Here is a 25,168-nt window from a genome sequence, read left to right as displayed (position 1 = left end):
GCGGGCCAAACATCGGGCTCCCACGAGCCCGGATGCAGTGCCAGATCTTAGAAGCTGTGGATCAGGCCGGCGTTGATGCCGGTCTGGCTGCGGTCCAGACCAGGGACGCGTTCCTTGCCCAGGCCCACGCTGTACATGTCGGACGAACGCAGGTTGCGTACGACGGCATAGGTGCTGGTGCGCTTGGACAGGTCATACTTGGCGCCCAGGTTGACCTGCAGCAGGCGGCCATCGGCGCTGCCGATGAACCTGGCGCGGGTGTACTGCAGGCTGCTGATCAGCGACAGAGACGGCGCGACGCGGTAGTTCACACCGATATCCAGCGTACTGCTGGAACGGTTGTTGGCACCGCCGATGACGTAGTGACCGGTGCTGTCCATCGTGTACGTCGGCTGGGGATTACGGCCCTTGGGATGTGCCAGCGAGGCGAAGCTGTAGTCATGCTTCGGATTGTTGGCGATCTCCGACGGTACCTTCCCCAGCGGCAGCGCCACGTGCGAATAGGAACCGTAGACCCTGGCCGCACCGAAGTCGTAGGCCGCAGCCAGCGTCCAGGTCTTCAGGCAGGTATCACCGGCACGGTCCTTGCCAACCACCTCGCCCTTGCAAGCCGCAGGACCGTTGACATCACTGGAGCTTGCGCCCAACTTGCTCTGGAAATAACCCAGACCGATGTTCAACGGACCATTGGCGTAGGTACCGCCCAGGCCGAAGGACTGGCCGGCGCCGGTGCTGCCGGCGGTCTCGCCGAAGCCGTAGATGACGCTACCGGTGAAACCGTTGAAGTTCGGGGTGTTGTAGCGGATGGAGTTGTTGACGCGCTCGCCGTTGGTGCGATCCAGGTTCAGCGAGTGGACCCGGCTGACCACGCCGCCGAAGTCGCCCGCCGAGCTGATGCTGCCCACATCGTCCAGGACGTCCTTCTGGCGGCCGGCCAGGATGGTACCGAAGTTGCCGGACAGGCCGATGGTCGCCTGGCGGCCCCACAGCACGCCGCCCTGGCCTGCCTCGCCGGTATCGACATTGAATCCGTTCTCGATCGTGAAGACGGCCTTGAGGCCGCCGCCCAGGTCTTCGATACCCTTGATGCCCAGGCGCGAACCCTTGAGCAGACCGGAATCGAGCGCCATCTGGCCGCCCGTCTCCTTGCCGTCCTTGGTGGCGATCTTGTTGGTATAGGACAGGCTGGCATCGACCGCACCGTAGATGGTCACGCTGCCGCTTTGCGCGTGCGCCGCGCCGGCGAAGGCACCCAGCACGGCCAGGGCCAGGATGGACTTTTTCATAGAGTACTCCGTAGTGGTTTGATTGCTGTTGATTGGCGGGCGGGCGTCGCAGCATGGCGAAGGCACCACCCAGGCTTCCCAAAGTAAATCAAGAAGTCACGGCAAATCTAAACCGTATTTATTTCTTCAAAAGCATCATTCCTTTGATTTAGCTAATTTATGAGACTATTCCGATGTTTTATCGCAACACCTGTCGCGTATAGTGGGAGTCAAACTTGGGAGGCCATCAGAAATGGAAGCGGCATTGATGGATCACCACCCTGCCCGCCACGCGCTCGATGACCAGACGATGTTCGCCATGCAGGTGCAGGGCGAACAGACCGGGCAGACGCAGGGGCAAGGCCACCTGTCGAGCCGGTGGAATGCAGGAGTCGTCACGTAGCCGACGCATCAAATGAAGCAACTGACGCGCAACCCGACGGTCGTGACGGCGCCACCAGGCCAGGTCTTCCCGGGCCAGCGGGGTCATGCAGAGCGGGGTCATGTCGGATTGTTCAGCGGCAGCAGCTCGGCGCGCAGTTGCAGCAGGCTGCACAGCAGACGCTCGGCGTTCAGATCGTTGCCCAGCAGGTGCAGGGCTTCCTGCACCCCGCGCCAGACAGGTTCGCGCACCAGCACCAGGTTGTCGGCACCTTCGCGGGTGAGAATGACTTCATCGATATCGGCCAGCTCCAGCAGCGCATCGAGGCGCAGGGCGAGGTCCGTGACAGGAAAGGCGTACATGGGAGGGATTCCGGCGTCTTTGCCCGGCGCGCTGCAGCACGCCGGACAAAAATTCAGGAAGATAAGCGTCCGCTGCGTCATCCAAGGCATTCCAGCGAAAAATGGACTGAACGACAAAATTTATTCGAATACTTTCTCGTTCAACAACGAGACAAGCTATTGGCCTGCCCTCTCCGCGAACCGCGATCCGGTCAGCAAATCCAGTCCACAAAGCACTTCCCGCCCCGTGCTAAGACGCGCCGGTTATATACATAGGCGAAAAATTATTTTCCCTATATAACCTTGCAGCCTTAAAATAGCGGCTTCTTATAAAAATATTGATGGCAGTGGAGACCTGAGGTCCTGACCCGCCCGCAGCGTCCCATGATGCCGCGCTGGCGCAGGCGCCCGGGGCCCGCTGCCATTTCTTCTTTTTCATCATGATCGAAATACAAGCTGTCACCCAGCGCTTCGGCAATGTCGACGCGGTGCGCCATGTCGATTTGTCGATCCGCAAGGGCGAGATCTTCGGCATCATCGGCAGAAGCGGCGCCGGCAAGAGTACGCTGGTGCGCACCCTGAACCTGCTCAACCGCCCCACTGCCGGCCGCATCCTGCTCGACGGCCAGGACCTGACCTCGCTGTCGGCCTCGCAACTGCGCGAGGCTCGCCGTGGCATCGGCATGATCTTCCAGCATTTCAACCTGCTCTCTTCGCGCAGCGTCTACGACAACATCGCCCTGCCGCTGGAACTGGCCGGCAAGAGCAAAGCCGACATCGCCGCCAAGGTCGAGCCCCTGCTGGAACTGGTCGGACTGACCGCCCTGCGCGACCGCTATCCGGCGCAGATTTCCGGCGGCCAGAAGCAGCGCGTAGGCATCGCCCGCGCCCTGGCCAACGATCCCAAGGTCTTGCTGTCGGACGAAGCCACCTCGGCGCTGGACCCCGAAACCACCCGCTCCATCCTCGAACTGCTGCGCAAGATCAACCGCGAACTGGGCCTGACCATCGTGCTGATCACGCACCAGATGGAAGTCATCAAGGACATCTGCGATCGCGTGGCCGTCATGGAAGCCGGCCAGGTGATCGAACAGGGTGAAGTGCTGGAGGTGTTCCGCCAGCCGCGCCACGAAGTCACCCGTGCCCTGATCGGCGACGTCATCGCCCACGAACTGCCCAAGGGGGTGCTGGCGCGTCTGCGCGAACGCCTGGCGCGTGCCGATGCCGGACAGGGGACCGACCACCTGTTCCGCTTCGCCTTCACCGGCAGTGATGTGGACCAGCCGCACCTGTCGGAAGCGGTGCGCCGCTTCAACCTGAACTTCAACATCCTGCACGGCCAGATCGACGAAATCCAGGGACAGGCTTTCGGTTCGCTGGCGATTCTCGCCAACGGCACCCAGGACAACATCAACCAGGCCATGCAGTACCTGCGCGAACAGGGCGTGGTCGTCGAGGAGCTCAACCATGTCATCTGAACTGATCGATCTGTTCATCAGCGCCTTCGGCGAGACGCTGATGATGGTGGCCATCTCCGGCGTGGTCGGTTCGCTGCTGGGCATCCCGCTGGGCATCGCCCTGCACATCACCGAATCCAAGGGCGTGCTGCCCAATGTGGCGTTCAATCGCGTGGCCGGCCTGCTGGTCAATGCAGTGCGTTCCACGCCCTTCATCATCCTGCTGGTGGCGGTGATTCCGATGACGCGCTTCTTCGTGGGTACCTCCATCGGCACCGCCGCGGCCATCGTGCCGCTGACCATCGCCGCCGCGCCCTTCATCGCGCGCCTGGTCGAGACCGCATTGCGCGAAGTCGATCACGGCCTGGTGGAAGCGGCCCAGGCCATGGGTGCCACCACCTGGCAAATCATTTACAAGGTATTGGTGCCCGAGGCATTTGCTGGTATCGTCGCCGGTCTCACGATCACCTTCGTCAGCCTGGTCGGCTATTCGGCCATGGCCGGCGCCATCGGCGGCGGCGGCCTGGGCGACCTGGGCATCCGCTATGGCTACCAGCGCTTCCTGCCGGAAGTCATGCTGGCCGTGGTGCTGATCCTGATCGTGTTCGTCCAGGTGGTGCAATCCCTGGGAGACCTGCTGGTCCGCAAGCTCAGCCACCGCTGAGCACTGCAATCTCTACAAAAACGGCAGCTATCCGCTGCCCACCTCAAAGCTCGAAAGGAAAGTCATGAAGCGTCGTCAGTTGATTCAATTCATCGCCGGTCTGGGTCTGGCCGCCGGCCTGATCTCGGCCCCGGCCATGGCCGAAGACCAGATCAAGATGGGTGTGACCGCCGGTCCCCACGCCGAGATCATGGAACAGGTCAAGAAGCTGCTCGAAAAAGACGGCGTGAAGATGAAGGTCATCGAATTCACCGACTACATCCAGCCCAACGCCGCCCTGGCCGCCGGTGACCTGGACGCCAACTCCTACCAGCACCAGCCCTACCTGGATGCGCAGATCAAGGACCGTGGCTACAAGTTCGTCAGCGTTGGCAGCACCATCACCTTCCCGATGGGCGTGTACTCCAAGAAGATCAAGTCGCTCAACGACCTCAAGCCGGGCGCTCGCGTGGGCGTGCCCAACGATCCGACCAACGGTGGCCGTGCCCTGCTGGTGCTGCAGGCCAAGGGCGTGATCAAGCTCAAAGCCGATGCCGGTCTGAAGGCCACCCCGCTGGATATCGTCGAGAACCCCAAGAAGATCAAGATCGTCGAGCTGGATGCTGCGCAACTGCCGCGTTCGCTGGATGACTTCGACGCTGCCGTCATCAACGGCAACTACGCTGAATCGGCCGGCCTGTCCCCGACCAAGGATTCGATCGCCGTGGAAGCCTCCACCGGTCCCTACGTCAACGTGATCGCCGTGCGCGCTGCCGACAAGGACAAGCCTTGGGTCGCCAAGCTGGTCAAGGCTTATCACAGCCCGGAAGTAAAGAAGTTCGTGCTGGAAAAGTACAAGGGTTCCGTGATCACCTCCTGGTAATCCGCCACGCCTCACTTGCCTGCATCAACGAAAAGGCCAGCTCATCGAGCTGGCCTTTTTCATTGAGCGGGAATTGGTGGCTTGCCGGTGATCCCCAAAAAACTTAGTTTCTGAAATCCGCTTTCTAAGTTTTCCGCAGAGCAAAACTTAGATTCAGCGCCCCCGGTGATCCGGAGCGTCTCGCCAGTCGTAGTCCTCGTCATCTTCCTCTTCATCCTCGGCCTGCAGTGCCTCAGGATTGTCGGTGGACCGATAAGTCGCCAGCAGCTCGGCACGCGATTGCGGTGTCTCCAGCGAGATGCGACCCAATGCACCGCTGCGATAATCCTGCAGGAAGGTATGGGCGGCCTTCTCGAAATCGAAGTCGCCCCCCTTGAGACGGAAACCGCGCTTGGCCGCCACACCCTCCACCACCGCCACGCCATCCATGCCGTCGGTATTGAAGCCATACCGTGCCTTGAGCAGTTGCGGATAACGCTGCAGCAGCAGGTCGGCCAGGAAGGTCGCCACTTCCTCTTCGATGAGGGCATTGCTGCCCACCGCATGGCTGGCCGCCAGCATGAGGCCATCGCTGGGATGCTCGATCTTGGGCCAGAGCATGCCGGGGGTATCGGTGAGCACCATGTTGTTGCCGAGATAGAGCCGCTGCTGCGTCTTGGTCACGGCCGGCTCATCGCCCACGGCGGCCACGCGCTTTTTCAGCAGCGCATTCATCAGGGTCGACTTGCCCACGTTGGGGATGCCCATGATCATCATGCGCAGCGGCTTCAGGGCGGTGCCGCGATGCGGTGCCACCTGCATGGCCAGCTTGGGCACGCGCGCCACATCCGAGGGCTTCTTGCAGGACAGCGCCACGGCAGTCACGCCCTTCTGGCTGTTGTAGAAGTCGATCCAGGCTTGCGTAGCCACCGGGTCGGCCATGTCGGTCTTGTTCAAGATCTTCAGGCAGGGACGCTGGCGCGCATTGCGCAACTGCTCGATCATGGGATTGCAGCTGGCCTGCGGCAGGCGGGCATCGACCACTTCGATGACCATATCGACTTTTTCCATGCTCTCCGCGGCCTTGCGGCGGGCAGAATTCATGTGACCGGGGAACCATTGGATGGACATGCGGAGCTTCTTTCTGATGCGTATTTCGTGAAGGCGCTATTTTACGGCCCTGCCCCGCCAAACCCTAACAAATCCCCAAGAAAACGGCCTGCCGCGCACAAGTCGAGGCAGGCCATTGGACAGGGAACAACACCCGCACTCACGCGCGCCGGGTCACCCATTGCTCCTTGACAACGCCCACAAAGCGCCACACCAGCCACAAGGCGACGCCGTAGGCCAGCGCCATCACGCCGAAGGCCAGCGGATTGCGCAGGCTCCAGCCCTGAACGCTGTGCAGGATCGCGCCCATCAAGGCCACGCCGACCAGCGCACCGATCTGGCGATTGGCATTGAGTGCCGCCGCCGCGCTGTTGGCATGGGCCTTGCCGGCCACCTGCATGACCACCGTGGTCATGGCGGGAATGGCCGTACTGATGCCCAGGTTGGCCGCCGCGCATACCAGGGCCAGCAGCCAGTAAGGCGTCTCGGGACGGAAAACCATCGCCACGGCGGTAAAGACCGTGCCCACCGACAGCCCCAGCAGCAGCGGTACACGCGGCCCCCAGTGGGCGGCCATGCGGCCCGACATCAGATTGCCGAAGAAGATCACCGCCATCATCGGCACCAGCTGCAAGCCGGTCTGCAGCGCATCCGCGCCCCTGCCCTGCTGCAGGAACAGCGCGAGATAGAAGAGGTTGCCATAGACTCCGAAGTTGATCAGGAACCCGATACCATTGGCCGCCGCAAACTGCGGCGTGGCAAACAGCGCCTTGGGCAACAGCGGCGCAATGCCGCGCAGTTCATGCCGCACCAGCGCCACCGCAGCCAGCACCGCCACCGTCAGCGCAGCCAGGATGCGCGGCGAGGTCCAGCCATACACCGGTCCCTGGATCAGGACGAAGGACAGCCCGGCCAGCATGATCACGCCCGCCAGATGGCTGTAGAGGTGCAGTGCGCGGGCATGGCCGACCACCTGCGGAATGAACCTGCGCGCCATCAGCAAACCCAAGAGGCCCACCGGCACGTTGATGAGGAACACGCTGCGCCAGCCCAGCCAGTGGATCAGCACACCGCCCAGCAGCGGCCCGGTGGCAGCGGCCAGGCCGACAGTCGCCGACCAGACGCCCAGCATGCGGGCACGCACACGGTCATCCTCATAGACGTGCGTGAGCAGGCTCAGCGAACTGGGCATGAAGAAGGCCGCGCCCAAGCCCTGCAGCAGACGTGCCGCGATCAGGAAGGGGCCGTTGGGCGCGGCCCCGCACAGCAGCGAGGCCAGCACGAACAGGAACAGCCCGGTCAGGTACAACCGGCGCGCCCCGAAGCGATCGGCCAGAGCCCCCCCCACCAGCAGCATGGCGGCAAACGTCAGCGTGTAGCCGTCGACGATCCACACCAGCATGGACAAAGGCGCATCCAGGCTGGTGGAGATATTGGACAGCCCGACGTTGACCACCGTCACGTCCAGCATGGCCATGACGAAACCGATGGCCAGCGCCACCAGCGGCAGCATGCCGGCATGCGGGGTGGCACGGGCAATGGGAGGTACCAGCACCGAGGCTGGCGCACGAGGGCATTGTGTGGAAGACATGGCAACAGGACTTTCTGCACGCAAGGTGCGAGGGAAAACCGCAAACCCGCGACCGGAGAAGGCCGGGGCGGGGTTCAATGGGGCAGATTCTAGGCTTGGACAGTGATGCAATAAAGAGGTATAAGATCAGCACGCTGATGCAAATTTGCATCAGACCATCACTTACCTCCCCTCTTGCAGCAAAGGCACATCATGGATTGGGACAACGCCCGCATCTTCCTGGCCATCTATCGCGTGGGCACCTTGCGCGGGGCCGCCGAACAGCTGGAGATCGACCAGGCCACTGTGGGCCGCCGCCTGGCCGCCCTGGAAAGCTCGCTGGGAGCGCGCCTGTTCCTGCGCACGCCCAGCGGCTACGTACCGACCCCGGCGGGCGAGCTGGCCGCTGCGGCGGCCAACCAGATGGAGCAAGGCGCGGAACAACTGCAACGGCAGATGCAGGGCATGGACGAACGCCTGTGCGGCGTGGTGCGGCTGGCGGCCACCGACATTACGGCGCGCCATTTTCTCTTGCCGGCCCTGCACCGGCTGCGCCAGGAGCATCCGAAAATCCGCGTGGTGCTCTCGACTTCCACCCAGATCACCAACCTCACCAAACGCGAAGCCGACATTGCCGTGCGCACCCTGCGGCCGGATGCGCCGGACCTGATCGCGCGCCATCTCAAGCGGCTGCATACCGGCATGTATGCCTCGAAAGCCTATGTGAAAAAGCGCGGACTGCCCGATCCCGGTACGGGCCTCAAGGGACATGACGTAGTGATCTATCCGCGCAGCGTCTCACCCAGCAAGTCCGAGCAGATCTGCGGCGAATCCATCGCCCACGCCAGCGTGGCCATGGAAGTGAGCACCGGCCTGGTCATGTATGACAGTCTGCAAGCGGGTTTCGGCATTGGCGAACTACCCACCCACGTGGGCGACAAGGCCAGCGGCCTGGTGCGCATCTGGCCGCAGCGCGCCGTGCCTTACGACATGTGGCTGGTGCTGCACAGCGACCTGAACCGCACGGCGCGGGTGCGGGCGGTGGCCGATGCGATCATTGCGGCGTATGAGGCGTATGAGGCGTATGAGCCTGCCGAGGTTTGATGAAGAATCCGGCATGCGGCCTGTGCATAAAACAAGGCGCGAAAAAAACCTTGGTTTTTATCGCGCCATTTCTTGAAACCGCCTGTGGAAAATCCAACGTTCATTCCAGGTCGGCCAAGACCTTCAGGTGCGCCACCACGCTGCGCCCCAGCGCCGAGAGGTTGTAGCCACCTTCCAGGCAACTGACGATACGGCCCTTGGCATACTGGTCGGCGATCTTCATGATCTGCCGCGTCATCCAGGCGTAGTCCGCTTCCACCAGGCCCATCTGGCCCATGTCATCCTCGCGGTGGGCATCGAAGCCGGCCGAGATGAAGATCATCTGCGGCTGGTGCGCATGCAGCGCCGGCAGCCATTTCTCGTTCACCAGCTGGCGCACCGCATTGCCATCGGAATAGGCCGGCACCGGCACGTTGACGATGTGCGACTCGGTCGGTCCGTCGCCCGAGAAGGGATAGAAGGGATGCTGGAAGAAGCTCACCATGAGCACCCGGGGATCATGGGCAAAGATATCCTCGGTGCCATTGCCGTGATGCACGTCGAAATCGATCACCGCCACCCGTTCCAGTCCATGCACCTCCAGGGCATGACGCGCGGCCAGGGCCACGTTGTTGAACAGGCAGAAGCCCATGGCCTTGTCGTGGGTGGCATGGTGGCCGGGCGGACGCACCGCGCAAAAGGCATTGTCCAGCTCCCCGGCCAGCACCGCATCGGTGGCGGCCACTGCCGCACCGGCTGCGCGCAGAGCGGCTTTCCAGCTGTGCTGGTTGAGCAGGGTGTCGCCATCAACCGAATGATAGGACTGGCCCGACAGGCTCAAGGCATGGCTGTGCTCGCGCACGTAGTCGACGGCCGCGGCCGTATGCACGCGTTCCAGTTCGGCCGGATCGGCCAGCGGGGCTTCGCGGCGGTCGAGGAACTGATCGATGCGGCTCAGGATCAGCTGGTCCTCGATGGCCTCCAGACGAGCGGGGGTCTCGGGGTGCCAGTCCCCCATTTCATGGCGCTGGCAATCGGCGTGCGTATAGATGGCGGTGGTCATTCTTGCTCTTGTTGCGATCTTGTTGCGATGATATTGCCACCCGGCAAACATCCTGCCTGCCGGGTTGTCTCCTTGGGCTAGTGTACATTGGCTGTCGCTGATCGTGGTCAAAGCCTGCTCACGCGCATGCACCGGCATGGGGCGGGGTGGCCGATGCGGTATACTTGGCCGCTTGTCTGGCCTCCCCCTGCTGCTCATCCCGCTCATGCCCATCTCCCTGCCTCGCCTGACCGCCCTCGTTTCCTCCCTGCTCATTGCCACATTGTGTGCCCTGCCGATGACCGCGCAGGCGCAGGACGGCAAGTCTGTGGAAAAGAAAACCCAGAAAAAGGCTGTGGATAAAACACACAAGAAACCGGCAGAGAAAAAAAACAAGCCGCAAGCCAGGAAGAAAATCGCCACCGATGAACAGGGCGAGTTCGTCAACTTCAATGAATGGAAGGACGTGGCCCGCTTCATGGATGAAATGGTGGACCGCAACCATTTCCAGCGCAGCGATCTCAATGCGCTCTTCGCGCAGACCCGCTACGTGGACAGCGCCATCCAGCTCATCAAGCCGGCCCCCGTGACCAAGCCCAAGAACTGGACGGCCTACCGCGCCCGCTTCGTGGAACCGGTGCGCATCAATGCCGGGGTCGATTTCTGGAACACCTATGGCGTGGCCCTGGCGCGCGCCGAGGCGCAGTATGGCGTGCCGATGGAAATCATCGTCGGCATCATCGGCGTGGAAACGGTCTATGGCCGCAACACCGGCAACTTCCGCGTCATGGATGCGCTGACCACGCTGGCCTTCGATTATCCCAACACGGCCAACCGCGATGCGCGCATGGCCTTCTTCCGGGGCGAACTGGAAAACACCCTGCTGCTGGCCCGCGAGGCCGGCATCGATCCGATGTCCTTGCGCGGCTCCTATGCCGGCGCCATCGGCTGGCCGCAGTTCATGCCGGGCAGCATCCGCGAATATGCGGTGGACTTCGACGGCGACGGCAAGATCGACCTGCGCAATTCGCCGGTGGACGCCATCGGCAGCGTGGCGCACTATCTGGCCGTCCATGGCTGGCAGCGCGGTGAGCCGGTGGCCTTCCCGGTGCAGGTCTCCAGCGACAACCGCCAGTGGGAAGCCATGCTCAACCAGGGCCTGGAAGCCAAGTACACCGCCGACGAGCTGCATGCCGCCGGCATCTCCACGCCGCCCCTGCCGGCGGGCATGCGCTTTGGCCTGGTGGACCTGCAGAACGGCACCGGTCCCACCGAGTACTGGATCGCCACCAACAACTTCTATGCCATCACGCAGTACAATCGCAGCTACTTCTATGCGATGTCGGTGGCCGACCTCGGTCGTGCCGTTGCCACGGCACGCAACCGCTGACCTTCCGTCCTGCCCTGATTGCCCTGACTACCCTGTTGATGAGGGAGCGCGCACGGCGTGCTCCTGCTGCTTCCCTTCCACGATAGAACCACGATGAAACGCATTGCACCCCTGGCCTCCACGCTGATGCTGACGCTGGCCGGCACCTCGCTGAGCCTCTCGGCCACCGTCCGCGCAGCCGATGTCGGCGACGACAAGGGCGACTCCCTGCCCACTGTCAACGTCACCGCCAGCGGCACCGGCAAAGACGACAGCCGGGCACGTTCGGCTGCCGTGGCCGGTTTCGACGATGCACCGCTGATCGACACGCCGGCCTCGGTGGCCGTGGTCACCGCCGCGCAGATGCAGGACCAGCAATCACGCCTGCTCTCGGACGTGGTCAAGAACGATGCCTCCATCAACGAGAACTATGCCCCGGTCGGTTACTACGAGAACTTCAGCATCCGCGGCATCACGCTGGACCCGGCCAGTGCCTATCGCATCGACGGCCTCACCGTGGCCGGCGAGCAGACCGTCGCACTGGAGAACAAGGAGCGCGTCGAATTCCTCAAGGGTGTGGCCGGCCTGCAGGCCGGTGTGAGCAGCGCGGGCGGCATCGTCAACTACGTCACCAAGCGTCCGGCCGATGTGCGTTCGATCACGCTGGGGACGGACTCCTACGGATCGCGCTATCTGGCCACCGACCTGGGTACGCTCTTCGGTGAGCAGAAACAGTTCGGCCTGCGCATCAATGCCGCGCACGAAGACATCCACTCCTACGTCAACAACGGCGATGGCTGGCGCGACTTCGCTTCGCTCTCGGCGACCTGGGCGTTGTCGTCGAAGACGCTGGTGCAGTTCGACGCCGAATACCAGCAGAAGGCGCAGCATTCGGTGGCCGGTTACCAGCTGCTGGGCGGCACCACGCTGCCCTCGGGCGTCTCGCCCCAGACCATGCTGACACCGCAATCCTGGGCGCAGCCGGTGCGGGACAGCTCGCTGAACTACCGCCTGCGGGTGGATACCGATCTCAATGCCGACTGGCATGCTTACGTGCAGGCCGGGCGCAGCCGGGCAGTCATCGACGATAATCTGGCCTTCCCGTATGGCAGCGGTGGCGGGGCTTCTTCAAGCTTTGCCGCCAATGGCGATTTCGACGTGTATGACTATCGCGTACCCGATGACGAACGCCGCAATGACGAGGCGCAGGCCGTCATGATCGGCAAGTTCGCCACCGGCTGGCTCAAGCATGAGCTGACCATGGGGATGGCCATGTCGCGCCGGGTGGTGGATAAATCGGATGGCATCAGCGTACTGGTCGGCAGTGGCAACATCTATTCCGGCACCCCGGCACTGGCCCCGGCCACCGATGTCCCCGGCCCGGCATATCGCAATCTGGACAGTCGCCAGAAGGCGCTCTTCTTCAGCGACCGACTGCTCTTGTCCGAGCACTGGCAAGCCATTGCCGGAGGCCGTCAGGTGTGGCTCAACGAACAGGCCTTCGCCTCCGATGGCAGCGTCACCCGCACCACCTCGCGCAATCTGTTCCTGCCGCAACTGGCCTTGATCTTCAAGCCCATGCACAAGCTCTCGCTCTACGGCAGCTATGCCGAGACGCTCACGCTGGGGACCTCGGCGCCGTTCTGGGTCAGCAACTTCCCGACCACGCTGCCGCCGTCGGTGGCACGTCAGCTGGAAGCCGGCGTCAAATACGATGTCTCGCCGGATCTGGCCCTGACCGCAGCCCTGTTCCGTATCCGCAAAGCCTATGAGTATCAGCAACCGGACAACAGCAGCAGCGGTTTCACCTACGTTCAGCAAGGTCGGCAGACCAATACCGGACTGGAGCTCGGCGCCAGCGGCAAGCTCAGCGCGCGCCTGTCGGTGGGCGCCAGCGTGACGGCCACCCGTGCCCGTGCCAGCGACACCGGTACGGCCGCCTATGACGACCGGCAGGTCGTGAACGTGCCGCGCCTGCGCAGCAGCATCTATGCCGACTATGCCCTGCCGGGGGTGGAGGGCGTGAACCTCATGGGCAGCTGGCTCTACAGCGCCAGCAAGCCCGCCACCCGCGATGGCAGCGTGAACCTGCCGGCCGTGCACGTCTTCAATGCCGGCCTGCGCTACCGGCTGCGCATTGGCGGCCACACGGCCACCCTGCGCGCCAATGTGGACAACGTCTTCGACAAGCGTTACTGGAAAGATGCCGGCCAGTACCTGGGCGACGGCTACGTCCACCTGGGCGCACCGCGCACGGCGCGCCTGTCCTTGCAATATGATTTCTGATTTGCTGTTCTGCTGAAAGCCCATGGACGCCGCTTCCCATCACCTCACCCGCGTCATCAGCCACGGCATGGGCGTGGAGCCTGTCATCTCCGACTGGCCCGCGCTGACCTCGGCGGAGGTCGCGCGCGTGCTGCGCCACTATCCCGGCGTGGGTCAGCCGCTGCGACTGGAATGGCACAGCCCGCGCCCGTTCTCGGCAGCCTGCGTGATGCAGACCGAGAGCGGCCCCATCATCGTCAAACGCCATCACGCGCGCGTACGCGATGTAACGGCGCTGGCCGAAGAACATCGCTTCGTGGCGCACCTGAAGGCGCGCGGCCTGCCGGTCAGCAGCGCACTGACCACCACCGACGGCGCCACTGCGCTGGCCGACGATTACTGGACCTATGAAGTCTTTCCGCTGGCGCCGGGAGTGGATCTGTATCGCGAGGCGATGTCATGGACGCCCTTCACCAGCTGCACCCATGCGCATTCGGCGGGTCAGATGCTGGCCCGTCTGCATCAGGCCTCTGCCGGTTACGATGCCCCGGCAAGACCGGCGCGGCCGCTGGTGTCGAGCTTCACGATCTTCTCGCAGGAAGATCCGGTGCGTCCGCTGCAGCACTACATCGAGCAGCGCCCGGCCATTGCGGAATATCTGGAGAACCGCCCGTGGCGTGGCGAGGTGGCGCAGCACCTGCTGCCCTGGCATGCCGCACTCAAACCCTATCTGGATGAATTCGTCCCGCTGTGGACGCACAACGACTGGCACGCCTCCAACCTGCTGTGGACCGATGCCACCGATCAGGCCAGGGTACAAACCGTGCTCGACTTCGGTTTGTGTGACCGCACCTGTGCGCTGCACGACCTGGCCACGGCCATCGAGCGCAACATCGTCGAATGGCTGGCCATCCCGCAGCGCGCCGTGCAGCTGGTGCATCTGGATCTGCTCGATGCGATGCTCGACGGCTATGCCGCCACGCTGCCCCTGAGCGCACGCCAGGTACGCGCGCTGGCGGCACTGCTGCCGCTGGTCCATGCGGAGTTTGCGCTGGCCGAGCTGGATTACTTCCATGGCGTCACGCAGTCGCCCCAGAATGCCTCGCTGGCCTATGACACCTACTTCCTCGGCCATGCCGACTGGTTCCACTCTGACGAGGGACAGCGCTTGCTGTCGCATCTGGAACAGCGGGCACAGGGGCTGACAAAAATCTAAGTTTTTTCTGGCAGCACATTAAGAAAACGCGACCGCAAAACTTAGTTTTTAGGTCGCGCCGGATGCCAGACGAAGCAGAGGATCAGGAAAAGTCCTTGATCGTCTGCGGTTCGATCAGCACCATGTTTTCATTGGCGCCCAGCCAGATCTGTCCATCCTGAATCGTGCATTGCAGCTGCATGGTGCGCTGGGCCAGTGCGGCCAGCGCCTGGCTGGCCTCGGCGGGGATGTTGACGACCTTGAGGTTCCTGGCGCGGTCGACGCGGCTGCCGGTCTGGTTCCACCAGATGTGGGAGGTGCTGCTGTAGCTGTACACCAGGACCTGTTGCGCGCGGCCACAGGCCTTGAGGATGGCGCGGTCGTCCGGTTGCCCGACCTCGATCCACAGCTCGATGGCACCGGTCAGGTCCTTCTGCCAGAGGTCCGGCTCGTCGGTATCGGACAGGCCCTTGCCGAAGGCCAGCGCCTCGCTGGCATGCAGAGCGAAGGCCAGCACGCGGATCATCATGCGCTCGTCGGTCTCGGAGGGATGGCGGGCGATGGTCAGTGCGTGCTGCTGGTAATAGTGCCGGTCCATGTCGGATATCTGCAGGTCGGCCTTGAAGATGGTGGATTTGAGCGCCATGGGAATCTGTTCGTGCAAAGGAAAGGCAAGCGCGCGGGGCGGGCCGCCGTCAAAGGTTGGCAAGCATAGCCGATCTGGCGCGGCTGTGGGCGATTGTGGTGAGCTCCTGGTAGTGCGTGCGACAATGTCGCTATGAGCACTTCTTCACCTTCCCCCGCATCCCTTCCGTCCTCTCCCGCTGACGCAGAGGTCGTCGCGCTCACGCGCGCCTGGCTGGAACAGGCCGTGATCGGCTTGAACCTGTGTCCTTTTGCCAAGTCTGTCCATGTGAAGGATCAGGTCCGCTACCGCGTCAGCCGGCATCAGGATTGGAATGAACTTTCAGTTGATCTGGAACAAGAACTGAGTTTTCTGGCAAAGGCCGACCCGGAACAGGTCGACACGACCCTCTTCATCATGCCGCTCGCATTAGCCGATTTTGTCGAGTACAACGATTTCCTGGACTGGGCCGATCGCCTGCTGGAAAGACTGGGGCTGGAGGGCGAGCTGCAGATTGCCAGCTTCCATCCGGACTACCAGTTTGCCGATGCCGAGGCCGACGATATCGAGAACTACAGCAATCGCTCGCCTTTTCCCATCCTCCATCTGTTGCGAGAAAGCAGCATCGACCGGGCGGTCGCCGCCTACCCCGATGCGGCAGCGATCTTTGAGAAAAACATGGCTACCTTGCGCAATCTGGGCCTAAGTGGCTGGAATATGCTGCCATTTGTCGTATCAAAAGAACAACGCTAGCAAATGGGCAAAAAATCCTGTTAATATCTGTTACAAATTCGAAAATGAGTTTCTGCAACTATTGTGGAATAGAATTTTCTGACTGCATGAAAAATGTGCAATTATTTCTATATAGACATAGAATTATTGTTGTGCTGCTCCAAGCGCACTGGGTCAGAGAACAGAGAATTAGATAAGTGTTGTTTTGAAGCCGTTCTTTGATAGGGCTTTCGATATCTTGCAGAAAAAGGCAACGCCTTCTCGGATAACGTCAGTCGCGTTTTGCAGTTTTACAAACAATTAATGCATAGGCGCACAGCCTTCCACAAACATCTGCATAATGGAACGTCCCGATCATGACTACCCACGATACTGCTGAATCCAACTCGATCTCCGATCAAGTCAACTACGATCCCAACCACCTGCTCGATGCGCTGATCGAAAAGCTGCATCTGAAGAACGATGCGGCCCTGTCCCGCGCGCTGGAAGTGGCGCCGCCGGTGATCAGCAAGATCCGTCACCGTCGCTTGCCGGTGGGCGCATCGCTGCTCATTCGCATGCACGAGGTGAGCGAACTGTCGATTCGTGAACTGCGCGAACTGATGGGCGACCGTCGCGAGAAATTCCGCATCAGCGACAAGCAGTTCAAGCCGAAGCCAGGCGCAGCGCCGGGCGCACCGGCACCGAGCGGCAGCGGCATGCCGGAATGACACGGCCCCGGCTGGGCGACACCGCCACGCCGGACGATATGAAAAACGGAGCCATCGGCTCCGTTTTTCATTGCATCTCACTGCCTCGCTCAGGCCGGGAATACGCCGGTAGAGAGATAGCGATCACCGCGATCGCAGACGATGAAGACAATGGTCGCATTCTCCAGCTGATGCGACAGGCGCACGGCCACTTCGCAGGCGCCCGCAGCCGAAATGCCGCAGAACAGCCCTTCGGTCACGGCCAGCTTGCGCGCCATGTTCTCGGCATCGGCCTGGCTGACCGACTCGACCTGGTCCACGCGCGACCGGTCGAAGATCTTGGGCAGATAGGCTTCCGGCCACTTGCGGATACCGGGGATGGATGAGCCCTCTTCCGGCTGCGCCCCCACGATCTGCACTTGTGCATTCTGCTCCTTCAGATACTGCGACACGCCCATGATGGTGCCGGTGGTGCCCATGGCACTGACGAAGTGGGTAATGCTGCCCTTGGTATCGCGCCAGATTTCGGGACCGGTGGTCTCGTAGTGCGCCAGCGGATTGTCGGGGTTGGCGAACTGGTCGAGGATGAGGCCCTCGCCATTCTTCTGCATCTGCTCGGCCAGGTCGCGGGCGTATTCCATGCCGCCGCTCTTGGGGGTCAGCACGATCCTGGCACCGTAGGCGGCCATGCTCTGGCGCCGTTCTTCGGACAGGTTCTCCGGCATCAGCAACACCATCTTGTAGCCGCGCATGGCCGCCACCATCGCCAGGGCGATGCCGGTATTGCCGCTGGTGGCCTCGATGAGGGTATCGCCCGGCTTGATCTGGCCACGCGCTTCGGCGCGGGTGATCATCGAATAGGCGGCACGATCCTTGACCGAGCCGGCCGGATTGTTGCCCTCGAGCTTGCCGAGGATGAGGTTGTTGCGGCGCCTGGCTTCTTCGCCGCCGATGCGTGGCAGCTGGATCAGCGGGGTGTTGCCGATGGTGGATTCGATAGTCGGATAGGACATCTGCTTGGCTTCCTTGCGCAGCCGTGCGCGGGCACGGGGCGTTCTTTGGTCGAAACGGCCATTCTAATATGACTGCTGCGCATGTGTTGGCGGCGCGACCTAACAAGATCCTTATAAGGATATAGCCAAATCATTTAAAGGATTTTCTGTAGAGGATCGCATGCGCGATCATTGCAGGTCGCGGTAGCGAGGCAGCATGTTCAGTTTGGCCAGCCGGATTTCGATGGCGCAGGCGGACCTGATGTGGTCTTCGTTCTCCGCGGAAAATAACAGCAACCATACGATACTATCCGCAACACAGTGGCGGACAGGAAAATGCAGCAACTCAGCATTGAGAAATCGCCAGTCGCGATCAGCGCCATCCCAGGTTCACAAGCCAGCCAATTACGCGCACACTGTGAGCTCGCTCAGGCGCGCACAATAGTCAGGCAATCGATCACAACAACAATCTGCGCGCTGTTCATGGAGACGACATGCACACCCACGACATCACCAACCAGGTCCCGGACCTGTGCGACTACAACCTCTACCGCAGCGATGCCGCCCTGGTCGAAGCCGTACAGCGCGAAGGCGCACACTGGCACGACTGCACCCTGGCCAGCCAGGGCGAGGCGCTGGGCACGGCCGAGATGAGCGAGCTGGCCGACCTGGCCAATCGCCACGGCCCGGTGCTGCGTACCCATGACCGCACCGGCCATCGTATCGACGTGGTGGATTTCCATCCGGCCTGGCACACGCTGCTGGACCAACTGCGTCGCGCCGGACTGCATGCGCGGCCCTGGGTGCAGCCCGGGGACGGCGCCCACGTGGCACGTGCAGCGGGATACTTCCTGCATGCGCAGGTCGAGGCCGGCTCACTGTGCCCGACCACCATGACCTTTGCCGCCATCCCGGTGTTGCAGCAGGAGCCCGCCCTGTTCGCGCAATTGCGCAGCCGGCTCTTCTCGCGCGAGCACGACGGCCGCGACCTGCCCATGACGCAGAAGCGCTCCATCCTCATCGGCATGGGCATGACCGAGAAACAGGGCGGCTCCGACGTACGCAGCAATACCTCCATCGCCACCCCGGCCGATCCGCTGGATGGCGGACGCGGCAAGGCCTACCTGCTGTGCGGTCACAAGTGGTTTTTCTCGGCACCGATGTGCGATGCGCACCTGATGCTGGCCCGTACCGAGAATGGCCTCTCCTGCTTCTTCGTCCCGCGCTGGCTGCCCGAGGGCAGCCGCAATCCGATACTCATCCAGCGTCTCAAGGACAAGCTCGGCAACCGCTCCAACAGCAGCAGCGAAGTGGAATTCGAAGACGCCATGGGCATCATGGTCGGCGAGGACGGGCGCGGCATTGCGACCATCCTCGAGATGGCCAACCACACGCGCCTGGACTGCATCATCGGCAGTGCCGCGCTGATGCGCCAGGCGCTGGTACAGGCGCTGCACCATGCACGCCACCGCAACGCCTTCGGCCGCCGATTGGCCGAGCAATCCCTCATGCGCACCGTGCTGGCCGACCTGGCCCTGGAGAGCGAGGCCGCCACCCTGCTGATGCTGCGCGTGGCACATGCCTTCGATGCACCGGATGACCCGCTGCAGCGCGCATGGAAGCGCATCATCACGCCGGCCGCCAAGTTCTGGATCTGCAAGCGCGCGCTGGAATTCACCGGCGAATGTATGGAAGTCTGGGGCGGCAACGGCTACGTGGAAACCGGACCGATGGCCCGGCTCTATCGTGAAGCCCCCGTCAATTCGATCTGGGAAGGTTCGGGCAACGTGATGTGCCTGGATGTGCTGCGGGCCATGAGTCGCGAGACCGAAGGCCTGGCACGGTTGCTCATGGAACTGGACGATGCGGCCATGGCCCATCCCGCCCTGGCGCTGCGGGTGCATGCGCTCAAGCAGATGCTGGCGGCAGGCGAAGAAGAACAGCAAGCCGGTGCCAGGCGCCTGGTACAGCAACTGGTACTGGCCTTGCAGGGCATGCTGATGCTGCGTCACGCGCCGGCGGGATCGGCCGAAGCCTTCCTCGCCAGCCGTGCCGACAGCGATGGCGGACGGGTCTACGGCACCCTCAATGGCACCAGCGCAGCCGCGCAGCAGGCCATCCTGCAACGCGCCTGGCCCGAAGCATGAGGGCGCGGTATCAGCCCGGCAGTGACGGCATCAGCGGGCTGCGTTCGGCCCAGGCCACGAAGAGCTTGCCTCGACGCGCGCGCGGGCGACGCTTCTTCATGGCCGAATAAACCAGCTCGGCCAGGGTGCGCTGTTCGGCCGGACTCATGGTCAGCGACATGCGATACATGCGCAGCAGCATCAGGGCATTGTTCATGAAGGCGGTATCGGCAGCATCGCTGCGCGCCAGCGCAGCCATCTGCGCCGCCACGGCCAGGGTGCGCGCGCCCTCGGCGGCGGCTTGCGCGGGTTGACGCGATGCCAGGGGATCCTGTAGGGCGATGCGTTCGAGCACCATGCGGTAGGAAGCCTCCACCTCGCCGGCGCTCTCACCGATGGCGACACCGGCCAGACCGGCCAGCAGTTTTTCCAGTGCGCTCAAACTGACGGCATGACCGCTCCGCCCACCATCGCGCCAGCCGCCCCCGGCGGGATCCACCAGCCAGGCCAGGAAACCATGATCAAGCTGCGTCATCCGGGCCGCACGGCTGGCCAGCAGGCGCCGTGCGATCGCGGCCTCTTCGCTGCTCATGCGAGCGGCATGAGAAGCCAGCTCGGCGACGGCGTCCATGCTGCCGACCTCGCTCGTGGCGCTCGCCTGGCCGGTGGCAGAAAGGCCGGCATCGGCACGCCAGCGGCGATAGGCCGCCAGGTCGTGTGCCAGCGCGTCAATCTCTTCCAGTGCCATCGCGTGCGTCTGCGCATAGGCGTAGGCCTCGGCCAACAGGCGTCGATCTCCATAGGCAAGGAAGTCGCGCGCACTGGTCCCCGTTGCGGCACGGCGTACCGGAGCCGGTTCATCCTCACGGCGCGCAATGCCGAAGACACGTTGCAACAGCATCAGGTAAGCGCTGTCCTGTGCAGCGTGGGCACTGTTGCTGACCTGCAGCAGATCGGCCAGGCGCGGAGCCGCAGCGATCAGTTCGGCCAGCGACGGTCCCAGGCGCGGCGGCAACAGGCCCCGGATCACACCACCGGCCAGCGCCAGCGGCCCCAGCGGCAGCACCAGAGTTTCCAGCATGCGTGCCAGTTCGGCCTGTTGCTGCGGCGGCAGTGCGGCCGGCGCAGACGGTGACGCCAACTGGTAGAGATCGAGATATTGCTGCAGCAGTTGCGCGTAGTTGTCCGGATAGGCAGTCTGCTCCAATGCAGACAAGCTCGCATGGAACACCAGCGCCGCCGTGATGACCGGCTTCCAGTCACCACTCTCCAGCGCGCGCTGGAATACCGGTGCCCAGAACTTCTGGTCCAGGACAGTGCGCTGGTTGGCGGCCGCGTAACGTTCATTGATGGTGTAGGCCCCGCTGTCGTCATAGACGATGGCCGAGAGTTCAGCGCGCGACTTGTCTGCAAACGGATTGTCGGCGCGTCCATACAAGGACTCGGTGGCCTGCTGCGCCTGGCGCAGACGTTGCGGATCGTCCGAGCGCGGCAGCTCGGCATCGGCTGCGGCAATCGCCTCGGCGCCACGGCGTGCCGCCACCAGGCGCGCTTCAATGGCAAAGAGCGTGTCGCGTGTGATGGGGCGCGCCGCGTCGATGACGGACTTGGTAACAGCCTGCAACGAACTGTCCTGGACCGCTTCGGTGGAATCCACCGCCGCCGTGGTCACGCTCTCGACCGCCGTGGCCAGGGCGGCCATGAGCTTGCCCTGGGCCGACAGCGAGAGCGTTACGCCTTCTTCCGGCAAGACGGTCGCCGCCGCAGCAGGCGTGAGCGCAGGCGCCAAGGCCGTGTCATTGCGTGGCTGGTTCTGCTGGTTCAGTTGCGCGAGCGCTTCACGCGCCATGATGACCAGATCGGTTTCCATTGCCATGTTCACTCTCCTGGTTCGGAGTTCTCATGACTTGGTTACGGTAAAAGATCGTCAATCTTTACACTTGCAAACCGGCATCATCCAGGCGGGACGCGGCGTCTCGGGCGATGACGGCCCGTCGCGATGAGACCGGCGGCTCAGGATTTCTCCGATGCGCGTGGCCGCGTACAAACGCTACAGTGGTCTGCATCGAGGAGAATCCCATGAACAAGACCCATGCCCTCATCGCACTGCTGGCGCTGATGCTGACCTGGCAAGCTGCGCGCAGTGAACGTGCCGTGGCCGCCAATGCCGGTGCACTGGACATCTCGGTCGTGGTCGCCGAGAAATGCCGGATCGATTTTTCCGAAGGCAGCGCCGACTTCTTCCAGGTTTGTTCCATTGGTCAGAGCAGCACCACTGAGCGCACCCAGCAGGTCATGGGCGCCAACACCGCCCTGTCGCCGCAGGATGATCCCTACTTCCTGGAGCGAGACCCCGAGCGTCCCGGGCAGGTCGCCCGCGTCGGCGACGACCCGCCCGCCGCCGACGCGGCCGGGCGGCGTGGTCCCAAGGTCGTCGTCATCCCTTACTGAGATCGCGCTGCCAGCGTGATGCGACGCTTGTCCTGGCGTGGCTGGAAATGCGTGGGCGTGCTGTGCAATGCCTTGCGGAACATGTTGGAAAATGCACTCTGGCTGCGATACCCCAATGCCTGTGCCACCACCCCCACGGCGTCGCCGCGTGCCAGGCGCACCAGGGCCTGACTCAGATGCACTTGTTGTACCCAATGGCGGAACTGCAAACCCGTTTCCTTCGGGAAGAGCCGGATCACGGTGCGCACGCTGGCGCCCCCCATCCCTGCCCAGTCCGCCAGGGAGAACTGCCGCCCGGGATCGGCCAGGATGGCTTCGCAGATGGCCTGCAGGCGACGGTCGCGCGGCCACGGGATGGCCACCGGAATGGCGGGCGCGCGCGCCAGTTCCGACAGGATCAGTTCAGCCACATGGCCGGCGCGGCTGTGGGGCGCATACTCGCGCGGTTCGGCCAGCAGCGCCAGGATCAACTCGCGCAGCAGGACCGACACTTCCAGCAGGCGACATTGCCCGCCCAGCGCGCGCCCCTGGACCTGGTCGATGTAGAGCGTGCGCATGCTGACCCGGGTGAGCATCAGGATCTCGTGCTCCACCTGCGGCGGTACCCACAGCGCCCGTTGCGGTGGCACCAGCCACACGCCTTGCGGGGTACGCACCTGCATCACCCCCTCCACCGCATAGAGCAACTGGCCGCGCCGGTGCGAATGCGCCGTCAACAGATCCCGCGCCGACAATTCGCGGGCAAACGCCACGACGCTGCTGGGCAGGTGCTGGAACGCATCCACTTCGGCACTGGGACACACGGAGGTCAGGTGGGCACGCATGGCATTTAATCGACAACAAGTGTCATCATCATCAATAGATGCCAATGATACGCTTCGAGTCTTCTTCCTGCATGCCATTCCCGACACCATGACCAGTGCCACCGACTCCAACGCCACCGCGCCCGCCAGCGCGACGGCCTCCGCCAATTCTCCTGCGGCCATTGCCGCCCAGCCGCTGGTGATGAGCATCATCCTGGCCTGCGGCGGCGCGCACCTGATCAATGACATGATCCAGGCGCTGCTGCCCTCGATCTATCCCATGCTCAAGACCGGCTACGGCCTCAGCTTCACTCAGGTCGGGTTGATCACGCTGACCTTCCAGGTCACGGCCTCTCTGCTGCAACCCTGGATCGGCATGTATACCGACCGCCATCCGCAGCCCTGGCTGCTGCCCAGCGGCGCCGTGGCGACCCTGAGCGGCATCGTGCTGCTGGCGCTGGCCGGCAGCTTCGGCGCCTTCCTGCTGGCCGCAGCGCTGATCGGCATCGGCTCTTCCACCTTCCATCCGGAAGCCTCGCGCATCGCCCGCATGGCCTCGGGCGGTCGCTTCGGTCTGGCGCAATCGACCTTCCAGGTCGGTGGCAACGCCGGCTCGGCCTTCGGTCCGCTGCTGGCCGCAGCCATCGTGGTGCCGTATGGCCAGGGCAATGTGGCCTGGTTCGTCTTGCTGTCGGTGCTGGCCATCGTGGTGCTGTCGCGGGTATCGCGCTGGTATCGCGGCCATCTCGCGGCCAACAAGGGCAAGGCCAGGGCGCGCGTGGCGCAGACGCTGCCGGCCGCTACCGTGCGCCGGGCGCTGGTGGTGCTGGCGCTGCTGGTGTTCTCCAAATACTTCTACATGGCCAGCTTTACCAGTTACTTCACCTTCTATCTGATCGAACGCTTCCACATGTCGGTGGCCTCTTCCCAGTTGTACCTGTTCCTGTTCCTGGGAGCGGTGGCGGTGGGCACCTTCGTTGGTGGCCCGATTGGCGACCGCATCGGCCGCAAGCTGGTGATCTGGATCTCGATCCTGGGCGCCGCCCCCTTCGCTCTGATGCTGCCGCATGCCAACCTGTTCTGGACAGCCGTGCTGTCGGTGGTGATCGGCCTGGTCATCTCCTCGGCCTTTGCCGCCATCGTGGTCTATGCCCAGGAGCTGGTACCGGGCAAAGTGGGCATGATCGCCGGCGTATTCTTCGGCCTCATGTTCGGCTTCGGCGGTATCGGTGCCGCCCTGCTGGGCCACCTGGCCGATCTGTACGGTATCGCCTGGGTTTACGGCCTGTGTGCCGTCCTGCCGCTGGCGGGCGTGCTGACGGTATTCCTGCCGGATGTGCGTGAGCGCTGAGCTTCACTTATCACCTGATACACAAGAATAAAAAAAACGCGCTGGCCTGCAAGCCAGCGCGTTTTTCTTCATATAGCGCACCTGGCGGCGCAGCCCGGCTTCGGCTCAGGCCGTTACCAGCGGCGCGGCTGCAGCCAACTTGCTGCGACGGCGCCAGGCCATCCAGCCCACCATGCCCAGACCGGCCAGCAACATGGCGTAGGTCGATGGTTCCGGGACCGGCGCGACGCTGCGCAGCGAGGCGTTGGAAGTGAACAGGGTGACGTTGGAGAACGCCGGCACCTGGCCGCCGTTGTTGTTCCAGTTGATGGCAAAGGTGCCACTCTGGGTCTGCCCGGCCGTCAGCACCAGATTGTCGAAAAGGAAGGAGCCCGTGGCATTGCCGGCGTGAATGCCCAGCACCAGATCCATCTGCAGGCTTTTGCTGGAGGTAATGCTCCAGGTGCCGGACTTGCTGCCGTTGGCCAGACTGAAACTGAGCGTCAGGTTGGAACCCAGCACTGAATTGGTGGAGCCCGAGAGTGCGCCGGTGGAATCGATCTTGCCCAACAGGTTCCAGCTACCGCCGCCGAAGGAGCTGCTGAACAGGGAGCTGTCACCGTTGGGGCCGGCCTGCGCATTGCCGCTCGCCCAGACGAAATTGTTGGCCTTCTGTCCGTCCAGGGTCACGTCATTGACGCCGGCACTGCCTGCGCCAGCACCACCGGGAGCAGCGACCGCGATTGAACTGGCTACCAGAAGGATGGCTGCAATCAGGGTTTTCATGGGTTCCTCTTTGTTGTCGAATTGATATCTCTTTGGATCTGATTTTAATC

The 25,168-nt window shown here is 63.2% G+C and carries 23 protein-coding genes; 12 read left to right on the top strand and 11 right to left on the bottom strand.

Annotated elements, in window-relative coordinates; genetic code table 11:
* Positions 1-47: 47 nt before the first annotated feature.
* The 3 genes from GWL_RS01705 to GWL_RS01695 all read right to left on the bottom strand — a co-directional run bounded on the left by GWL_RS01705 (position 48) and on the right by GWL_RS01695 (position 2,009).
* A complete protein-coding gene (locus tag GWL_RS01705; RefSeq protein ID WP_008325964.1) occupies positions 48-1,286 on the bottom strand; it encodes a porin in 1,239 nt (412 codons plus the stop codon).
* Between the two features lie 226 nt (positions 1,287-1,512).
* Positions 1,513-1,770: a type II toxin-antitoxin system YoeB family toxin gene (locus GWL_RS01700; RefSeq protein WP_034349802.1), complete on the bottom strand. Its 258-nt coding sequence runs from the start codon at positions 1,768-1,770 to the stop codon at positions 1,513-1,515.
* The gene (locus tag GWL_RS01695; protein ID WP_008325962.1) at positions 1,767-2,009 is read right to left on the bottom strand and encodes a hypothetical protein; all 243 of its coding nucleotides are present in this window, start codon (positions 2,007-2,009) and stop codon (positions 1,767-1,769) included. Before GWL_RS01695 ends, GWL_RS01700 begins: the two co-directional genes overlap by 4 nt.
* A 419-nt stretch (positions 2,010-2,428) precedes the next feature.
* Between GWL_RS01695 and GWL_RS01690 the strand changes: the two genes are divergently transcribed.
* From GWL_RS01690 to GWL_RS01680, 3 genes are all read left to right on the top strand, one after another.
* Complete coding sequence (locus GWL_RS01690; RefSeq protein ID WP_008325960.1) at positions 2,429-3,466, top strand: methionine ABC transporter ATP-binding protein; 1,038 nt, start codon at positions 2,429-2,431, stop codon at positions 3,464-3,466.
* The gene (locus tag GWL_RS01685) at positions 3,456-4,109 is read left to right on the top strand and encodes a methionine ABC transporter permease (protein ID WP_008325959.1); all 654 of its coding nucleotides are present in this window, start codon (positions 3,456-3,458) and stop codon (positions 4,107-4,109) included. The genes GWL_RS01690 and GWL_RS01685 overlap by 11 nt, the downstream gene beginning before the upstream one ends.
* 64 nt (positions 4,110-4,173) lie before the next feature.
* Complete coding sequence (locus GWL_RS01680; RefSeq protein ID WP_008325958.1) at positions 4,174-4,971, top strand: MetQ/NlpA family ABC transporter substrate-binding protein; 798 nt, start codon at positions 4,174-4,176, stop codon at positions 4,969-4,971.
* A 153-nt stretch (positions 4,972-5,124) separates the two neighbouring features.
* On the opposite strand, the gene ylqF is transcribed toward GWL_RS01680, so the two are convergent.
* A complete protein-coding gene (gene ylqF / locus GWL_RS01675) occupies positions 5,125-6,081 on the bottom strand; it encodes a ribosome biogenesis GTPase YlqF (protein ID WP_008325956.1) in 957 nt (318 codons plus the stop codon).
* Between the two features lie 139 nt (positions 6,082-6,220).
* Positions 6,221-7,651, bottom strand: a complete 1,431-nt coding sequence (locus tag GWL_RS01670; RefSeq protein WP_034349800.1) for an MFS transporter — start codon at positions 7,649-7,651, stop codon at positions 6,221-6,223.
* A 192-nt stretch (positions 7,652-7,843) separates the two neighbouring features.
* On the opposite strand from GWL_RS01670, the gene GWL_RS01665 reads away from it, so the two are divergent.
* The gene (locus GWL_RS01665) at positions 7,844-8,734 is read left to right on the top strand and encodes a LysR family transcriptional regulator (RefSeq protein ID WP_008325953.1); all 891 of its coding nucleotides are present in this window, start codon (positions 7,844-7,846) and stop codon (positions 8,732-8,734) included.
* 100 nt (positions 8,735-8,834) lie between these two features.
* Here GWL_RS01665 and GWL_RS01660 read toward each other — a convergent pair whose 3' ends face one another.
* Positions 8,835-9,776: a histone deacetylase family protein gene (locus GWL_RS01660; RefSeq protein WP_008325952.1), complete on the bottom strand. Its 942-nt coding sequence runs from the start codon at positions 9,774-9,776 to the stop codon at positions 8,835-8,837.
* A gap of 205 nt (positions 9,777-9,981) precedes the next feature.
* On the opposite strand from GWL_RS01660, the gene mltB reads away from it, so the two are divergent.
* From mltB to GWL_RS01645, 3 genes are all read left to right on the top strand, one after another.
* Positions 9,982-11,145 carry a lytic murein transglycosylase B gene (gene mltB, locus GWL_RS01655; protein ID WP_008325951.1) on the top strand — a complete coding sequence of 388 codons (1,164 nt, stop codon included), beginning with the start codon at positions 9,982-9,984 and terminating at the stop codon, positions 11,143-11,145.
* Between the two features lie 93 nt (positions 11,146-11,238).
* Entirely contained in the window at positions 11,239-13,410 is a 2,172-nt protein-coding gene (locus GWL_RS01650; RefSeq protein ID WP_008325946.1) for a TonB-dependent siderophore receptor, read from the top strand.
* 22 nt (positions 13,411-13,432) lie between these two features.
* Positions 13,433-14,605: a phosphotransferase enzyme family protein gene (locus tag GWL_RS01645; protein ID WP_008325944.1), complete on the top strand. Its 1,173-nt coding sequence runs from the start codon at positions 13,433-13,435 to the stop codon at positions 14,603-14,605.
* Between the two features lie 82 nt (positions 14,606-14,687).
* On the opposite strand, the gene GWL_RS01640 is transcribed toward GWL_RS01645, so the two are convergent.
* Positions 14,688-15,230 carry a YaeQ family protein gene (locus tag GWL_RS01640; protein WP_008325943.1) on the bottom strand — a complete coding sequence of 181 codons (543 nt, stop codon included), beginning with the start codon at positions 15,228-15,230 and terminating at the stop codon, positions 14,688-14,690.
* A gap of 132 nt (positions 15,231-15,362) precedes the next feature.
* Between GWL_RS01640 and GWL_RS01635 the strand changes: the two genes are divergently transcribed.
* Both GWL_RS01635 and GWL_RS01630 read left to right on the top strand, forming a co-directional pair.
* Positions 15,363-15,962 (top strand): DUF1415 domain-containing protein, encoded by a 600-nt coding sequence (locus tag GWL_RS01635; protein ID WP_034349798.1) that lies wholly within the window; start codon positions 15,363-15,365, stop codon positions 15,960-15,962.
* A gap of 335 nt (positions 15,963-16,297) precedes the next feature.
* On the top strand, positions 16,298-16,651 hold the full coding sequence (locus GWL_RS01630; RefSeq protein WP_008325939.1) for a hypothetical protein: 354 nt from the start codon (positions 16,298-16,300) through the stop codon (positions 16,649-16,651).
* Positions 16,652-16,740: 89 nt separating this feature from the next.
* On the opposite strand, the gene cysM is transcribed toward GWL_RS01630, so the two are convergent.
* Complete coding sequence (gene cysM / locus GWL_RS01625) at positions 16,741-17,643, bottom strand: cysteine synthase CysM (protein WP_008325937.1); 903 nt, start codon at positions 17,641-17,643, stop codon at positions 16,741-16,743.
* A gap of 473 nt (positions 17,644-18,116) precedes the next feature.
* Here cysM and GWL_RS01620 point away from each other — a divergent pair, with 473 nt between their 5' ends.
* Positions 18,117-19,769 carry an isovaleryl-CoA dehydrogenase gene (locus GWL_RS01620; RefSeq protein WP_008325935.1) on the top strand — a complete coding sequence of 551 codons (1,653 nt, stop codon included), beginning with the start codon at positions 18,117-18,119 and terminating at the stop codon, positions 19,767-19,769.
* 10 nt (positions 19,770-19,779) lie between these two features.
* Here the strand turns inward: GWL_RS01620 and GWL_RS01615 are convergent, their stop codons facing one another.
* The gene (locus GWL_RS01615) at positions 19,780-21,624 is read right to left on the bottom strand and encodes a hypothetical protein (protein WP_008325934.1); all 1,845 of its coding nucleotides are present in this window, start codon (positions 21,622-21,624) and stop codon (positions 19,780-19,782) included.
* Positions 21,625-21,827: 203 nt separating this feature from the next.
* On the opposite strand from GWL_RS01615, the gene GWL_RS01610 reads away from it, so the two are divergent.
* Positions 21,828-22,199, top strand: a complete 372-nt coding sequence (locus GWL_RS01610; protein ID WP_008325933.1) for a hypothetical protein — start codon at positions 21,828-21,830, stop codon at positions 22,197-22,199.
* Here GWL_RS01610 and GWL_RS01605 read toward each other — a convergent pair.
* Positions 22,193-23,023 carry a helix-turn-helix transcriptional regulator gene (locus GWL_RS01605; protein WP_034349797.1) on the bottom strand — a complete coding sequence of 277 codons (831 nt, stop codon included), beginning with the start codon at positions 23,021-23,023 and terminating at the stop codon, positions 22,193-22,195. The genes GWL_RS01610 and GWL_RS01605 overlap by 7 nt on opposite strands.
* Before the next feature lie 88 nt (positions 23,024-23,111).
* On the opposite strand from GWL_RS01605, the gene GWL_RS01600 reads away from it, so the two are divergent.
* On the top strand, positions 23,112-24,353 hold the full coding sequence (locus GWL_RS01600) for an MFS transporter (protein ID WP_034349795.1): 1,242 nt from the start codon (positions 23,112-23,114) through the stop codon (positions 24,351-24,353).
* A 105-nt stretch (positions 24,354-24,458) separates the two neighbouring features.
* On the opposite strand, the gene GWL_RS01595 is transcribed toward GWL_RS01600, so the two are convergent.
* A complete protein-coding gene (locus GWL_RS01595; protein WP_008325930.1) occupies positions 24,459-25,118 on the bottom strand; it encodes a PEP-CTERM sorting domain-containing protein in 660 nt (219 codons plus the stop codon).
* Between the last annotated feature and the right edge of the window lie 50 nt (positions 25,119-25,168).

Origin of the sequence: Herbaspirillum sp. GW103, from assembly GCF_000261365.1 — a bacterium.
Classification (GTDB): Bacteria; Pseudomonadota; Gammaproteobacteria; order Burkholderiales; family Burkholderiaceae_D; genus Herbaspirillum.
The sequence above is the reverse complement of the archived record's forward strand: the minus strand, read 5'-3'. Positions and strand labels throughout refer to the sequence as shown.